The sequence below is a fragment of the Ruegeria sp. genome (genome assembly GCF_965221235.1).
Lineage (GTDB): Bacteria > Pseudomonadota > Alphaproteobacteria > Rhodobacterales > Rhodobacteraceae > Ruegeria.
Genome location: NZ_CBDCRS010000004.1, coordinates 496,969 through 512,297 on the forward strand (window position 1 = coordinate 496,969; position 15,329 = coordinate 512,297).

At 59.9% G+C, this 15,329-nt stretch carries 12 protein-coding genes; 5 read left to right on the forward strand and 7 right to left on the reverse strand.

Annotation, left to right across the window (positions count from 1 at the left end; translation table 11 throughout):
- Positions 1–32 precede the first annotated feature (32 nt).
- The 3 genes from ACOQOY_RS05510 to ACOQOY_RS05520 form a co-directional block, all read right to left on the reverse strand.
- The gene (locus ACOQOY_RS05510; RefSeq protein WP_420584468.1) at positions 33–1,487 is read right to left on the reverse strand and encodes an NAD(P)(+) transhydrogenase (Re/Si-specific) subunit beta; all 1,455 of its coding nucleotides are present in this window, start codon (positions 1,485–1,487) and stop codon (positions 33–35) included.
- A 13-nt stretch (positions 1,488–1,500) separates the two neighbouring features.
- The gene (locus ACOQOY_RS05515) at positions 1,501–3,072 is read right to left on the reverse strand and encodes a Re/Si-specific NAD(P)(+) transhydrogenase subunit alpha (protein WP_420584469.1); all 1,572 of its coding nucleotides are present in this window, start codon (positions 3,070–3,072) and stop codon (positions 1,501–1,503) included.
- A gap of 128 nt (positions 3,073–3,200) precedes the next feature.
- Positions 3,201–3,650, reverse strand: coding sequence for a methyltransferase family protein (locus ACOQOY_RS05520; RefSeq protein WP_420584470.1), 450 nt, complete (start codon positions 3,648–3,650; stop codon positions 3,201–3,203).
- 173 nt (positions 3,651–3,823) lie between these two features.
- On the opposite strand from ACOQOY_RS05520, the gene kynU reads away from it, so the two are divergent.
- Positions 3,824–5,017, forward strand: a complete 1,194-nt coding sequence (gene kynU, locus ACOQOY_RS05525) for a kynureninase (RefSeq protein WP_420584471.1) — start codon at positions 3,824–3,826, stop codon at positions 5,015–5,017.
- Here the strand turns inward: kynU and ACOQOY_RS05530 are convergent.
- A complete protein-coding gene (locus ACOQOY_RS05530; protein ID WP_420584472.1) occupies positions 5,010–5,588 on the reverse strand; it encodes a TetR/AcrR family transcriptional regulator in 579 nt (192 codons plus the stop codon). The two genes, kynU and ACOQOY_RS05530, sit on opposite strands and share 8 nt — an antisense overlap.
- Positions 5,589–5,687: 99 nt before the next feature.
- Here ACOQOY_RS05530 and ACOQOY_RS05535 point away from each other — a divergent pair, with 99 nt between their 5' ends.
- Positions 5,688–6,152, forward strand: coding sequence for a (2Fe-2S)-binding protein (locus tag ACOQOY_RS05535; protein ID WP_420584473.1), 465 nt, complete (start codon positions 5,688–5,690; stop codon positions 6,150–6,152).
- 3 nt (positions 6,153–6,155) lie between these two features.
- On the forward strand, positions 6,156–8,396 hold the full coding sequence (locus ACOQOY_RS05540) for a molybdopterin cofactor-binding domain-containing protein (RefSeq protein WP_420584474.1): 2,241 nt from the start codon (positions 6,156–6,158) through the stop codon (positions 8,394–8,396).
- 46 nt (positions 8,397–8,442) lie between these two features.
- Here the strand turns inward: ACOQOY_RS05540 and ACOQOY_RS05545 are convergent, their stop codons facing one another.
- From ACOQOY_RS05545 to ACOQOY_RS05555, 3 genes are all read right to left on the reverse strand, one after another.
- A complete protein-coding gene (locus ACOQOY_RS05545) occupies positions 8,443–9,222 on the reverse strand; it encodes a gamma-glutamyl-gamma-aminobutyrate hydrolase family protein (RefSeq protein WP_420584475.1) in 780 nt (259 codons plus the stop codon).
- 208 nt (positions 9,223–9,430) lie between these two features.
- Positions 9,431–9,856 (reverse strand): GlcG/HbpS family heme-binding protein, encoded by a 426-nt coding sequence (locus ACOQOY_RS05550; protein ID WP_420584476.1) that lies wholly within the window; start codon positions 9,854–9,856, stop codon positions 9,431–9,433.
- A gap of 87 nt (positions 9,857–9,943) precedes the next feature.
- Positions 9,944–12,073 (reverse strand): malate synthase G, encoded by a 2,130-nt coding sequence (locus ACOQOY_RS05555; RefSeq protein ID WP_420584477.1) that lies wholly within the window; start codon positions 12,071–12,073, stop codon positions 9,944–9,946.
- Between the two features lie 209 nt (positions 12,074–12,282).
- On the opposite strand from ACOQOY_RS05555, the gene pepN reads away from it, so the two are divergent.
- Together pepN and ACOQOY_RS05565 are read left to right on the forward strand one after the other, a co-directional pair.
- Complete coding sequence (gene pepN / locus ACOQOY_RS05560; RefSeq protein WP_420584478.1) at positions 12,283–14,835, forward strand: aminopeptidase N; 2,553 nt, start codon at positions 12,283–12,285, stop codon at positions 14,833–14,835.
- Positions 14,832–15,260, forward strand: coding sequence for a hypothetical protein (locus ACOQOY_RS05565; protein ID WP_420584479.1), 429 nt, complete (start codon positions 14,832–14,834; stop codon positions 15,258–15,260). The genes pepN and ACOQOY_RS05565 overlap by 4 nt, the downstream gene beginning before the upstream one ends.
- Positions 15,261–15,329 lie beyond the last annotated feature (69 nt).

Below are 15,329 nucleotides of genomic sequence, written 5' to 3' on the forward strand. Positions count from 1 at the left end.
GGCGCCCTTTGCAATTTGATTGTGCAGTCCGATCAGTCGATCATCGGCAGGAGCTTATCCAGCGACTGTTTGGCGTCGCCGTAGAACATGCGGGTGTTCTCTTTGAAGAACAGCGGGTTTTCGATGCCCGAGTACCCGGTGCCCTGACCACGCTTCGAGACGAAGACCTGCTTGGCCTTCCAGCATTCCAGAACCGGCATGCCAGCGATGGGGCTGTTGGGGTCTTCCTGCGCCGCAGGGTTCACAATGTCGTTCGAACCGATGACGATGGCCACATCCGTCTCGGGGAAGTCCTCGTTGATCTCGTCCATTTCCAGAACGATGTCATAAGGAACCTTCGCCTCGGCCAGCAGTACGTTCATGTGACCGGGCAGACGGCCCGCAACCGGGTGGATCGCAAAGCGCACCTCTTTGCCCTTTGCACGCAGTTTGCGGACCAGCTCGGACACGGACTGCTGCGCCTGCGCCACTGCCATGCCGTAGCCGGGAATGATGATCACGCTGTCGGCGTCATTCAGAGCCGCCGCAACGCCATCGGCGTCGATGGCCACCTGCTCGCCTTCCACCTCCATCTGCGGACCCGACGTGCCACCAAAGCCGCCCAGGATCACGCTGACAAAGTGACGGTTCATCGCCTTACACATGATGTAGGACAGGATCGCACCCGACGAGCCTACCAGCGCACCAACCACGATCAGCAGGTCGTTGCCCAGCGAGAAACCGATAGCAGCCGCGGCCCAGCCTGAGTAGCTGTTCAGCATCGACACAACCACCGGCATGTCGGCGCCGCCGATACCCATGATCAGGTGATAGCCGATGAACAGCGCCGCCAGCGTCATCAGGATCAGCGGGAACAGACCGCCCGACGCGGTGTACCAGATCAGACAGATCAGCGAGAGACCCGCAGCCGCCGCGTTCAGCGCATGACCGCCGGGCAGCTTGGTCGCTGCAGATGTCACTTTGCCCGCCAGCTTGCCATAGGCCACGACCGAACCAGTAAAGGTGATCGCACCGATGAAGATGCCCAGGAACAGCTCAACATGCAGGATCGCCAGTTCGGCAGGGGTTTTCTTGGCGATCAGCTTGGCAAACGCGCCCAGATCGCTCAGGTCCGCCTGACCCGCGCTATCCTTGATCGCCATGACCTGAGCCACGTTGCCGATCTCAAAATGCGCGTTGAAGCCCACGAACACAGCCGCCAGACCGACCAGCGAGTGCATTGCGGCCACCAGCTGCGGCATCTCGGTCATCTGCACGCGCTGCGCCACATATTGACCGATCAGACCACCACCCGCGATCAGCAGCAGTGACAGCAGCCACAGGCCGGACCCCGGGCCAACCAGCGTGGCAAAGACCGCCAGCGCCATACCGACGATGCCGTACCAGACCGCGCGCTTGGCGCTTTCCTGGTTCGACAGACCGCCGAGCGAAAGGATGAACAGAACAGCCGCAACAACATAAGCGGCAGTGGTGAAGCCAAATTCCATGTGCCCGGCCTCCTTAAGATTTCTGGAACATGGCAAGCATGCGCCGGGTTACGAGGAAGCCGCCGAAGATGTTGATCCCGGCCATGAAGACGGACAGCGCCGCCAGCAGAATAACCAGGAACGAGCCCGATCCGATCTGCATCAAAGCCCCGACGATGATGATCGACGAGATCGCGTTGGTGATCGCCATAAGCGGTGTGTGCAGGCTGTGCGAGACGTTCCAGATCACCTGGAAGCCCACAAAGATCGCCAGCACAAAGACGATGAAGTGCTGCATGAAGCTGGCCGGAGCGATCAGCCCCACCAGCAGCATCAGCGCACCGCCAACCCCCAGCAGGGTGAACTGCTGCTTGGTCTGCGCCTTGAACGCCGCGATTTCCTGCGCCTTTTTCTCTTCCGGGGTCAGTTCCTTAACCTCGGGTTTCTTCTGCGCCGCAATCGCCTGCACCTTGGGAGGTGGCGGCGGGAAGGTGATCTCGCCCTCATGGGTCACGGTCGCGCCGCGGATCACGTCGTCTTCCATGTCGTGGTTGATCTGACCGTCCTTCTCGGGCGTCAGGTCGCTCATCATGTGACGGATGTTGGTCGCGTACAGAGACGACGATTGCGCCGCCATCCGACTGGGGAAGTCGGTATAGCCGATGATGGTCACGCCATTATCGGTGACGATCTTCTCATCCGCGACGGTCAGTTTACAGTTACCGCCCTTTTCTGCGGCCAAATCAACAATGACCGAGCCGGGCTTCATGCTGTCGACCATATCCTTGGTCCAAAGCTCGGGCGCTTCGCGGTTCGGGATCAACGCGGTGGTGATGACGATGTCCATTTCCGGAGCCAGCTCGCGGAATTTGGCCAGCTGCGCGTTACGGAATTCTTCCGACTGAACCGAGGCATAGCCGCCGGTCGCCGCACCATCTTGCTGATCTTCCTCAAAGTCCAGATAGACGAACTCGGCCCCCATGGATTCGACCTGCTCGGCCACTTCCGGGCGCACGTCGAACGCGTAGGTGATCGCACCCAGCGAGGTCGAGGTCCCGATGGCCGCCAGACCGGCCACACCTGCACCGACGATCAACACCTTGGCTGGCGGCACTTTACCCGCTGCCGTCACCTGACCGGTGAAGAAGCGGCCAAAGTTGTTGCCCGCCTCGATCACCGCGCGATACCCGGCGATATTGGCCATCGACGACAGCGCGTCCATCTTCTGCGCACGGGAAATACGCGGCACCATCTCCATGGCGATCACATTGGCGCCTTTGGATCGGGCCAGCTCCATGCCTTCTTCGTTCGCAGCAGGATTGAAGAACGAAATCAGCGTCTTGCCTTTGGTCAGACGCTTCAGCTCGGTCTCGGTCGGGATGCGCACCTTGGCGACAACATCCGCAGTCTTCCACAGCGAAGCCGCCGTTTTTACGACCTCGACACCTGCCGCTTCATAGGCCGCATCCGAGAACCCGGCCGCCGCGCCTGCGCCTTTTTCTATCAGACACTCATAGCCCAGTTTCTGCAACTGCACGGCAGACTCGGGTGTCATTGCCACCCGATTTTCGCCATCCAGTATCTCTTTCGGTGTGCCTATCTTCACTGGCAGTCCCCCTATTCCTCGATCAATCCGAACTCGGATCAGTTATGTTCGTTAAGCAAACATGTATCTCGCGCAACATTATTTCGCAAGTGCAGCATTTGTTACGCAGTGTCATCGTCAAACGCATCCTAAATCCACCTGCGCGTCTTGCGTTCATAGCGCGCGAAATCGGCGCGGAAGGTACGGCGCAGACGATCTTCCTCCGGCAGAATAAAACGGCGCTCCAGCACCCAGACAAACACCGGAATCAGCGCCAGAGATAGCACCGCGTCAAACCGCAGGATCAGACCCGTCAGGATCAGAACATCGCCCACATAAATCGGGTTTCGACTGCGCGTGTAAATCCCGGATTGCACCAGTGCCGAGGGCGTTTCATGCGGGATCACGGTGGTTTTGCGACGGCGAAATTCGGCGATCGCCAACACAGCGATCACAATGCCTCCTCCGATCAGCAAACCGCTCAGAAGATCGGTAAAGCCAGAGGCCAGCGACAAGCCAAACCCGACAGACCGCGCCTGTAGCCACGCCAGAAATGCAAATCCGGCAAGCCATACAGGAGGGGTATCAATCCAGCGCATACACGTTTCTCAAGATTGACGACGCGTAAAGCACGTGTCGTTTCTGAGCGCTCTCCTACCGCTTTCGGACCGGATTGGCAAAAGTTCAGGTTGTCGCATCAATGGACAGGTCGATTTGGATCGGATAGGCCGAAGGTCAAGCTCGTACATTCCAAACAAGGTAACAGGCCCCGATGACCGACTTTGCCGCGACCAAAGCCATGTTCGACCTGCCCGAAAATGTCATCTATCTGGACGGCAATTCGCTTGGCCCGCTGCCCAAGGCGGCGGGAGACCGGGTGAACGACATGCTTGTTCGGGAATGGGGACAGATGCTGATCACCGGCTGGAACAAGGCCGGGTGGATGGCGCTGCCCGTCGGGTTGGGCGACCGTATCGGCCGCCTGATCGGGGCAGAACCCGGAACCATCGTTACGGGCGACACACTATCGATCAAAGTATATCAGGCCGTGGCCTCGGCTTTGGAACTGCGCCCGGATCGCAAAGTTGTGCTGTCGGACAGCGGCAACTTTCCATCCGACCTGTATATGGTAGATGGCCTGCTGCGATCTTTAGGGCCAGATTACGAGCTGCATGTCGTCGCATCCGAAGATGTCGCCGCGAACATCACCGAGGATGTCGCCGTTCTGATGCTGACCGAGGTCGACTATCGCAGTGGTCGTATGCACGACATGAAGGCATTGACCGAACTGGCCCATGCGAACGGTGCGGTGACAGTTTGGGATCTGGCGCATTCGGCGGGCGCTATCCCGGTGGATCTGTCCGGCTGCAACGCCGATTTCGCAGTGGGATGCACATATAAGTACCTCAATGGCGGCCCCGGCGCGCCCGCGTTCATCTATGTCGCGCCCCGTCTGGCCGATCAGGTTCGCCCTGCTTTGTCGGGCTGGCTGGGGCACGAGGCACCTTTTGCCTTTGATCTGGATTACCGACCCGGTAGCGGGATTGAGAGGATGCGGGTAGGCACCCCTCCGATCATCCAAATGACCGCGCTGTCTGCGGCGATGGATATCTGGGATATGGCCGACATGGTAGATGTACGTGCCAAGTCCATCGAGTTGACCGAGTTGTTCATTGCACGTGTCGAAGCCACGTGTCCTGACCTTGTGCTGGGCAGCCCGCGCGATCCGAACCAACGCGGCAGTCAGGTCTCATTCCAATTCGCCAATGGCTATGCGGCCATGCAGGCGCTGATCGCCCGCGGCGTGATCGGAGATTTCCGCGCGCCTGATATCATGCGGTTCGGGTTCACTCCGCTGTATATCGACGAAAACGACGTTGAGCGCGCCGTCGAGATTCTGGCTGACATCATGCGCAATCGTTTGTGGGACGCGCCGGAATACAAGGTTCGGCAGCGGGTTACCTGACCTCAAGCCCCGCGCCGATCAAGGCTGCAATCTGTGCAACCTGCTGCTCATAGACGTCAGCGCCTGCGCCAATCAGCTTGAGCCCCTTCAGCGTGGCTGCAATGGTCCGTCCTGTTTCGGTCGCGTCGGCCAACAGACGTACCCGCCCGGCCTTTTCTTGTTGCGCCAACCAATCAGCATAAAGGCCAGCAAGTTTCGCCTCTCCTGCCCAGATTATTTCTGAGGACATGGACTTGGTGTTATCCAACATCTCCAACCCATGAGGAGAGGCCAAAATCCGTGCCATCCCCTCTGTCTGCGCCTGAATCGCGCGGGTCAGAACCTCGGACACAGTGCCGGTCGTCATCAGCGCCTCGGCCACCGCAGCGCTTTTTTTGGCATAGTACGCCTCGGTCAGCTTGCTTACGATCGCTTCTTTATTCTTGAAATGCAGATACACGGCGGGCCGGGACATTCCAGCGCCGCGCGCTATGTCGTCCATTGAGGTCTTGCGAAACCCATAAGTGGCAAAGGCCTCGAACGCCGAGTCCAGGATGGCCTTTTGCCGTGAATCGTCAATTGCTTCTGTCATACCTGAACTCGTGACATTTTTTGTTCATTTTGTCAATTGACACACTGACACTTTTCGATAATTATGTCAGAAACCAGCCACAGCTACGAGAGGTGCGCCATGGCGACCGCCCTTACAATCAACGGCAAACAACATCAGGTTGACCTGCCTGATGACGTCCCCCTGCTTTGGGTCCTGCGCGATGAGGTCGGCCTGACCGGAACCAAATTCGGCTGCGGCGTCGCCGCTTGCGGGGCATGCACCGTGCATATTGATGGTGAGGCCGTGCGCTCGTGCCAGGTGGCGCTGTCGGATGTGTGGGGCGATGTCACGACGATCGAAGGGATCGGCTCACCCGATACGATGAACGCGCTGCAACAAGCGTGGGTCGATCACCAGGTCGCGCAATGTGGCTACTGCCAGTCGGGCCAGATCATGCAGGCCGCCGCGTTGCTGGCCGAAAACCCGGCCCCCTCGGATACCGACATAGATGATGCCATGCAGGGCAACCTGTGCCGCTGTGGCACCTACCCCCGCATCCGCGCCGCGATCCATGACGCGGCTGGCAAGTTGAAGGAGGCGTAACCGATGGCTTCTGTTGGAAAAATCCTGCGTCGCACCTTCCTGATCGGGTCCGCTGCGATTGTCGGCGGTGTGGCGTTCGGTGCCTATTACGTCAGCCGCCCCGCCGCAAACCCGCTGAAACCCGGTGAGGGTCAGGCCGCGCTGAGCCCCTTTGTTCTGATCGACCAGAACGGCGTAACTCTGTTTGCCCCCCGCGCTGAGATGGGTCAGGGTGTGCAAACCACCTGGGCTGCCCTTATTGCCGAGGAGCTGGACGTCGATCTGGACCAGATCACCGTTCTGCACGGTCCGGCCGCCGCCGCTTATTACAACTCGGCCCTGATGGGAGAAGGCCTGCCCAACAAGGGATATGACATCTCGGACTTCCAGCACAATCTGGGTGAGGCACTGGGTGTTGTTGGCAGAGCGCTGAGCCTGCAAGTCACTGGTGGATCGACCTCGATGAAAGACGGGTTCGAACGGATGCGTCAGGCCGGTGCGTCGGCGCGCGAGACGCTCAAACAGGCCGCCGCTGAGCGGTTGGGTGTTGATCGGAACCAGCTGAAGACAGCGTCGGGTCATGTCATTGCGCCCAACGGCAACAAAATCCCCTATGCCGAACTGGCTACGGACGTTGCCAAACTGGAACCGATCGAAGCCTCGCTGCGCGATCCGTCCGAGTGGCGCCATCTGGGCCAGACCCAGCCGCGTCTCGACATGGTGGAAAAGGCAACCGGCACCGCCGAATTCGGTGTCGACGTCCGCCTGCCGGGTATGAAATTCGCCGCGGTGCGCATGAACCCAAAGTTGGGCGGCGCGATGAACGGCTTTGACGATAGTGCTGCGAAAACCATGCCGGGAGTCGAGAAGATCGTTGATCTTGGCACCGGTGTCGCGGTTATTGCCAACAACACATGGCTCGCCAATCAGGCGGTTGAGGCCATTGACGTCGACTGGGGCGATGCCCCCTACCCCCCGGAAACTGACGGTATCTTTGCCAAGATCGCCGAGGCGTTTGATGACTCTCCAAATTCGACCATGCGCGATGATGGCGATGTCAGTGTCATGCCCGAGGGCGCGACCGAGATCACGGCAGAGTATCAAGTTCCCTATCTGGCCCACGCCACGATGGAGCCGATGAACGCCACCGCCCTTTTCACCGGCGATGCACTGGAACTGTGGTGCGGCAATCAGGCCCCGACCCTGATCCGTTTTCGCGTTGCCAACACTGCGGGCCTCGACACCGAGGCAGTGCAGATTCACACCACCTATCTGGGTGGCGGCTTTGGACGTCGGGGAGAGTTGGACTTTGGCGAGATTGCGACCAAGGTTGCCATGGCGATGCCCGGCACTCCGGTTCAGACGACGTGGAGCCGTGAAGAGGACATGCGCCACGACTATTTCCGCCCCGGTGCCATCGCCCGGATGCGCGGTGCGGTACAGGATGGCAAGGCGGTTCTGATCGACGGCGCAGTTGCGGCGCAGTCGTGTACCCAACAGGCAGTTGAGCGCTACACCGGACTGCCCGGCGGCGGCCCCGACAAGGTGCTGGTCGAAGGGTTTTTTAACCAACCCTACGCGGTACCGAACTACCGCATGAGCGGCCATATCGCCAATCTGGATGTCCCTGTCGGGTTCTGGCGCTCGGTCGGCAACAGTCATAACGGGTTCTTCCATGAGACCTACATGGACGAGATGGCTCTTGCAGCAGGCCGCGACCCGCTTGAGTTCCGGCTGGAGTTGATGAAGACCGAACACGCCCCCTCGGCTGGTTGTCTTGAGGCCGTCAAAGAGATGTCCGGCTGGACCGGCCAGACTCCAAACGGGGTCGGGCGTGGCGTGGCCTTCACCTACAGCTTCGGCACCCCGGTCGCACAGGTCATTGAGGTGGTTGACGAAGACGGCACCATCCGCATCAACAAGGCGTGGATCGCCTGCGACATGGGGCTGGCTCTGGACCCCGAAAACGTCAAAGCGCAGATGTTCGGCGGCATGATGTACGGGCTGTCGGCGGCTTGCTACGGCGAGATCACCTTCGCCGATGGAGAGGTCGAGCAGTACAACTTCCCCGACTATGATGCGATCCGGATGCACACTGCACCGCAAGTTGAAGTGCGCGTGCTGGAAACCAACCGCCACATGGGCGGAGCTGGAGAACCCGGCACACCTCCGTCCATGCCTGCGCTTGGAAACGCGCTGTTCGACCTGACCGGAGAACGCGCCCGTACCCTACCGCTGATCAATCAGTTTAACCTGCTGATCTGATCGCACTGCGCCGGTCCGGACCCTCTCTCGCGGGCCGGCGCAAAATTCACGCCGTTTGCTGAATCAGACCTGCGTCAGAACCGGTTGCCCACGCCCGAACCGCTGTGCCGAACGCCTCAAACAGAGGCCGCGAGACAGGGTCATTGATCGCATCCCATTCCGGGTGCCACTGTACCGACAGAGTAAATCCGGGCGCGTCTTTGATAAAGATCGCCTCAGGCGTTCCATCCGGTGCGTGACCGTCGATCACCACGCGTTCCCCGACCGTTTTGATCCCCTGCCCGTGCAGCGTATTGGTCATCACCTCGGGCGCGCCGAACAATTGATGGAAAACGCCGCCTTCCGTCAGCGCAACCACATGGCGCAACGCGAACTTTTCCTCCAACGTGCCGTCCGGAGGCATCCGGTGGTTCATCCGCCCCGGCAGATCGCGGATTTCGGGGTACAGCGTTCCGCCCATCGCGACATTGACTTCCTGAAACCCTCGGCAAATCCCCATGAAGGGCTGCCCGCGGTCCACACAGGCCCGCACCAAAGGCAATGTGATCGCGTCGCGCGCGCGGTCAAACTCTCCGTGCGCATCGGTCGCCGCTTCGCCGTATTCCTCAGGGTGAACATTCGGGCGACCGCCTGTCAGAAGGAACCCGTCACAGACCTCAAGCAGTTCATCAACAGTTACAAATCTGGGGTCGGCGGGGATCAATAGCGGCAGGCATCCGGACACATTGGCGACCGCATCCGAGTTCATCGTCCCCCCGGCATGGGTCGGATATTCATCATTCATCAGGTACGAGTTACCGATTATACCGACCACGGGCCGAGCCATTGCGCCTACCTTGTTCCAGCGTTGTATCATCCAGAAACGTAGCCGCAGGCGAACTCGCGCGCAACAGCACATGCCCTGCATGTTAGCGCAAGGAGTTGTTCAGTGTCGCACAGCGGCAATCCCGCCCAAGCAAATCCGCAAGCCGGTCACTTGTGCCCAAAAGGCAGGCGCAATCAGAACGTTACCCTGCATTTTGAACTACGCAGGCTCAGATTTCGCCGGTCAGACCCGCGGCTTCGATACCGGCCATTGCCGCAATCGCATCGTTGTCCGAGGTGTCGCCCGTCACACCAACAGCACCGATCAGAGCGTTCTTTTTATCCCGCAGCAGAACGCCACCGGGTACAGGCACGACCTGACCGCCATAAACGCCATTCACAGCGGCCATGAAATAGGCCTGCGCCTCGGCCCGCTGCATCTGCGCCGTACCCGCCATGCCCAACATGACCGAGCCATAGGCCTTGCCCTGCGCAATCGCAAAGCGTCCCGGAGCTGAACCATCCTCGCGCTCAAACGCAATGACATGCCCGCCCGCGTCCAGCACCACAACGGACAGAGGCTTCAGCTCCATCTCACGCCCTTTTTCCAGCGCCTTACGAATGATTGTTCGCGCTTTACGCAGTGAAATCGCCATGCCTGATCCCTTTCATCTGGCCAAAAAATACTTTCGGGGGAGCGCGGGGGCAGACAGCCCCCTCGTTCCCGCCCTGTCCGCCAGACCCTAGCTGGCTTTGAATTCCAAGCGTCGCGCGTGCAGAACCGGCTCGGTATAACCCGAGGGCTGGATGCGGCCCTTGAAGACCAGATCGCAAGCCGCTTGGAACGCCACACCGTCAAAGCCCGGTGCCATCGGAATGTAACTTGCATCATCCGCGTTCTGACGATCGACCACGGCGGCCATCTTCTGCATCGCGGCCATCACCTGTTCCTCGCTCACCACATCATGGTGCAACCAGTTAGCCAATGCCTGCGAGGAAATCCGGCAGGTCGCGCGGTCCTCCATCAAACCGATATCGTTGATATCCGGCACTTTCGAGCAGCCCACACCCTGATCGACCCAGCGGACCACATAGCCCAGAATGCCCTGGGCGTTGTTTTCGATCTCACGGGTAATCTCGTCATCACTAAGGTTGCGGCCACCCAGCAGCGGGACGGTCAGCAGGTCCTCAAGCGTTCCGCGTGCACCACCAGCGGCAATCTCGTCCTGACGGTCCAGTACATTGACCTTGTGGTAATGCGTGGCGTGCAGAGTTGCAGCGGTCGGCGACGGCACCCAGGCGCAGGTAGCACCCGATTGCGGGTGGCCGATCTTGGCCTCCAACATATCACCCATCCGATCGGGCATCGCCCACATGCCTTTACCGATCTGCGCCTTGCCTTTCAGGCCGCAAGCCAGCCCGATATCAACGTTACGATCCTCATAGGATGCAATCCAAGGCGTGTTCTTGATATCGCCCTTGGGCAGCATCGGGCCCGCTTCCATCGAGGTATGAATCTCATCCCCCGTCCGGTCCAGGAACCCGGTATTTATAAAGGCCACACGCGATTTTGCCGCGCGGATACATTCCTTGAGGTTCACCGAGGTGCGGCGCTCCTCATCCATGATGCCCAGCTTCACGGTGTTGCGCGACAGGCCCAGAATGTCTTCGACCATGTCGAAAATCTCGACCGAGAAGGCCACCTCTTCCGGCCCGTGCATCTTGGGCTTCACCACATAGACCGACCCTTCGACCGAGTTGCCGCCCTCGCGCTTAAGATCATGCATGGCGATCAGCGTGGTGCAGAGCGCATCCATCAGCCCCTCACCAATCTCATTGCCCTCACCGTCAAGAACAGCGGGGTTGGTCATCAGGTGACCCACATTGCGCACCAACATCAGCGAGCGGCCTTTCAGCGTCGTCTGCTCACCGCCAGCGGTAGTGTATGCCACATCCCCTGCCAGTTTGCGGGTAAATGTCTTGCCGCTCTTGGTGACTTCTTCGGTCAGGTCGCCCTTCATCAGGCCCAGCCAGTTGCCATAGGCTACAACCTTGTCGGCAGCGTCCACACAGGCGACCGAATCCTCACAATCCATGATCGTGGACAGCGCCGATTCCAGACGAACATCCGAGATGCCTGCTGGATCGGAGGAACCGATGGTGCTGCTCGGGTCGATCAGGATCTGCACGTGCAGGCCGTTGTTCTTCAGCAGAACAAAGTCCGGCTTTTCGGCAGAACCGCCAAAGCCCACGAAAATAGAAGGATCGGCCAAAGCCGGAACCAGCGCGCCGCCCTCAACGCTCAGGCCGGTGATGTCTGCCCACGAGCCTTCGGCCATCTGAGCGGTCTCGTCCAGAAACGCTTTGGCCCATGCGATTACGTGCGCGCCACGTTCGGTGTTGTATCCGCCTGCCGGAGGCAGATCGCCCATGGCATCGGTGCCATAGAGCGCATCATACAGGCTGCCCCAACGCGCGTTGGCCGCGTTCAGAGCAAAGCGGGCGTTGGTGATCGGCACCACCAGCTGCGGTCCGGGCGTCAGAGCGATCTCGGGGTCGACATTTCCGGTTTCGATCTGGAACGCCTCGCCCTCTTCGACCAGATACCCGATCTCACGCAGGAACGCCTGATAGGCAGCGGCGTCATGGTCCTGGCCCTTGTTGGCCAGATGCCAGCCGTCGACACGGCCTTGAATCTCGGTGCGTTTGACCAGCAGCGCCTTGTTCTTTGGTCCCAGCTCTTCGACCATGCGGGACAGGCCAGACCAGAAGGTCTCGGATGAAACGCCGGTTCCCGGCAGCGCCCGGTTCTCGATGAAATCCGCCAGTTCGACGGCAATCTGCAAACCGCTCCGGGTTTCTCTGCTGCTCATATTCGACATCTCCCGCTTTTGTACGCCACTGTATGCAGTCCTCAATTAGGGTGGATGTTTCCGATAGGCAACTCTTCTGGGAACATTTATCCGGTCAAACCTCATGCCGCATCGGCGCTCATCCCCGAAACGGCGCTGCCAGCCTGCTTGCAGGCCTGCGCCGCAACCCATAACGTCGCGCCAAACATCTACCGACACGAGGCCCCCCGATGCGCGACGCTGCCCCCACTACGATCTATCTGAAAGATTACACGCCCTTCGGTTATCTGGTGGACAGCGTGCATCTGACCTTTGATCTGGCGGACCACGCAACCCGCGTCACTTCGCGCATCGCGTTCCGCCCGAATCCTGAGGCCACGGATCGCACGTTCTTTCTACATGGCGAGGACCTAACCTTGATCCGCGCCGCCATCGACGGGGTCGAGATCACGCCCGAGGTCACGGACAAGGGCCTGACCGCCGAGGTGCCTAACGCGCCCTTTATCTGGGAGGCTGTTGTCGAGATCGACCCCGGCAACAACACCGCGCTTGAGGGGCTTTATATGTCGAACGGCATGTACTGCACCCAGTGCGAGGCCGAAGGGTTCCGCAAGATCACCTACTACCCCGACCGTCCAGACGTGATGTCCACCTTCACCGTGCGCATCAACGGAGACCTTCCTGTGCTGCTGTCCAACGGCAACCCCTCGGGTAAGGGCGACGGCTGGGCCGAGTGGACCGATCCATGGCCAAAACCTGCCTATCTGTTTGCACTGGTTGCCGGGGACCTGATCGCTCATTCCGACAATTTCACCACCATGTCCGGGCGCGAGGTAGACCTGAACCTCTGGGTCCGCCCCGGTGACGAGGGCAAATGCGCCTTTGGCATGGAGGCCCTGAAAAAGTCGATGAAATGGGATGAGGATGTCTATGGTCGCGAATACGATCTGGACGTGTTCAACATCGTCGCCGTTGACGATTTCAACATGGGCGCGATGGAGAACAAGGGGCTGAATATCTTCAACTCTTCGGCTGTTCTAGCCAGCCCTGAAACCTCAACCGATATGAACTTTGAGCGGATCGAGGCGATCATCGCACATGAGTATTTCCACAACTGGACCGGCAACCGGATCACCTGCCGAGATTGGTTCCAGCTTTGCCTTAAAGAAGGGCTGACCGTCTTCCGTGACGCGCAGTTCACGTCCGACATGCGCTCGGCCCCGGTGAAACGCATCCACGACGCCATCGATCTGCGCGCGCGCCAGTTCCCCGAAGATAACGGGCCGCTGTCACATCCGGTTCGGCCCGAGAGTTTTCAGGAAATCAACAACTTCTACACCGCAACCGTCTATGAAAAAGGCGCTGAGGTGATCGGGATGCTCAAGCGGTTGGTTGGGGATGACGCCTACTCCAAGGCGCTGGACCTCTATTTCGAACGCCACGACGGCCAAGCCTGCACCATCGAAGACTGGATCAAGGTGTTCGAGGATACGACCGGCCGCGATCTGACCCAATTCAAGCGCTGGTACAGCCAGTCTGGCACACCCCGTGTCACGGTCGCCGAAGACTGGGCAGACGGCACCTATACCCTGACGCTCAGCCAGCGCACCGAACCAACCCCCGGTCAGCCCGAGAAACTGCCGCAGGTGATCCCGGTCGCCGTGGGGTTGTTGGGACAAAATGGGGATGAAGTGCGCGCCACCGAAGTGCTGGAGCTGACCGAGGCCGAGCGAAGCTTTCAATTCGACGGTCTGGCCGCGAAACCTGTGGCCTCGATCCTGCGCGATTTCTCCGCTCCGGTCATTCTGGAACACGATCAAACGGATACCGACCGGGCCTTCCTGCTGGCCCATGATACCGATCCGTTCAATCGCTGGCAGGCCGGGCGGTCGCTGGCCGAGGATACGTTGCTGCGCATGATCCGCGACGATGCCGCCCCCGGGGCCGACTATCTGGATGGTATCCTCGCTGTATTGCGCGACGGCGATCTGGACCCGGCCTATCGTTCGTTGATGCTGGGCCTGCCAACCCAATCCGAACTGGCAGCAGCCCTGTTTGACGCTGGCACAACACCTGACCCGATGGCGATCTGGCAGGCCGTGGAAACGCTGCGACAAGCAACCGCGCAGCATGTTCAGGACCTGTTGCCACGGCTGTTGGGAGAAACCCAGATCGACGCGCCCTTCAGTCCCGACGCCGATCAGGCTGGAAAACGCGCACTGGGAGGCGCGGTGCTCTACCTGACCTCGCGTCTGGATGGCGGTGACAAGGCGGTCGAGGAATACTCGGCGGCCGACAACATGACCCGCCAGCTTACGGCCCTGTCCTGTCTGCTTCGTTCCGGCAAGGGGCAGCAAGAGCTTTCGGCGTTCTTTGACCAATGGCAGCATGACCGTTTGGTGATGGACAAATGGTTTGCCCTGCAAGTGTCGACCGCCTCACCCGCGACCACGGCAGATGTAACCCGCGCCCTGACAGAACATACGGATTTCAACTGGAAGAACCCGAACCGGTTCCGGGCGGTCATGGGCGCTCTGGCGATGAACCACGCTGGATTCCACCGCGCAGACGGGGCCGGTTACACCCTGCTTGCCGACTGGCTGATCCGGCTTGATCCGGTCAACCCGCAGACCACGGCGCGGATGTGTTCGGCATTTCAGACATGGAAACGGTACGACGCGGATCGTCAGGACCTGATGCGCGCACAGCTGACCCGGATCGCCGACACGCCGAACCTGTCGCGCGACACTACCGAAATGGTGTCTCGGATCCTCGGCGCATGACGCCGTTCACCTATACGCGACACAATCGGTCGCCACGCACTGTTGTTATCCTGATCGGCGTCTATGCGGCCCTTTTGGCGCTGGTAATTCTGTTCGATGCTGCGTGGTGGCTGATCGGAATTCTTGCGCTTGCTACCCTGCCCGCGGTCTGGGACATCGCACAGAATACCCGGGCCGGGCTGGTTCTGGATCAACACTGTTTGCGCTGGTTCACCGGCACGCGTGAGGCCGAGGTCGCGCTGACCGATATCGACCACGTGCGGCTCGACACGCGTTGGGATTTCTCGGTGCGTGTTTCGCTGGTTCTGACCACCAAAAAGCGGATTCGCCTGCCGGATGAATCGACTCCGCCCCACCGGGAATTCGAAGCGGTATTGGAAGGCGCAGGCCTGCGTGTCGAACGGCATCATTTTACCATTTTCTGAAACGATTTCACCCAAAGGGCCACATTGACGCCGAAAACACCTCAATAAAGGGTGTATAACTTGAATTTG

Coding starts and splice junctions, on each gene's coding strand:
- ACOQOY_RS05510 (WP_420584468.1), bottom strand. CDS start 1,487: ATGGAATTTGGCTTCACCACTGCCGCTTATGTTGTTGCGGCTGTTCTG.
- ACOQOY_RS05520 (WP_420584470.1), bottom strand. CDS start 3,650: ATGCGCTGGATTGATACCCCTCCTGTATGGCTTGCCGGATTTGCATTT.
- kynU (WP_420584471.1), top strand. CDS start 3,824: ATGACCGACTTTGCCGCGACCAAAGCCATGTTCGACCTGCCCGAAAAT.
- ACOQOY_RS05530 (WP_420584472.1), bottom strand. CDS start 5,588: ATGACAGAAGCAATTGACGATTCACGGCAAAAGGCCATCCTGGACTCG.
- ACOQOY_RS05535 (WP_420584473.1), top strand. CDS start 5,688: ATGGCGACCGCCCTTACAATCAACGGCAAACAACATCAGGTTGACCTG.
- ACOQOY_RS05540 (WP_420584474.1), top strand. CDS start 6,156: ATGGCTTCTGTTGGAAAAATCCTGCGTCGCACCTTCCTGATCGGGTCC.
- ACOQOY_RS05545 (WP_420584475.1), bottom strand. CDS start 9,222: ATGGCTCGGCCCGTGGTCGGTATAATCGGTAACTCGTACCTGATGAAT.
- ACOQOY_RS05550 (WP_420584476.1), bottom strand. CDS start 9,856: ATGGCGATTTCACTGCGTAAAGCGCGAACAATCATTCGTAAGGCGCTG.
- ACOQOY_RS05555 (WP_420584477.1), bottom strand. CDS start 12,073: ATGAGCAGCAGAGAAACCCGGAGCGGTTTGCAGATTGCCGTCGAACTG.
- pepN (WP_420584478.1), top strand. CDS start 12,283: ATGCGCGACGCTGCCCCCACTACGATCTATCTGAAAGATTACACGCCC.
- ACOQOY_RS05565 (WP_420584479.1), top strand. CDS start 14,832: ATGACGCCGTTCACCTATACGCGACACAATCGGTCGCCACGCACTGTT.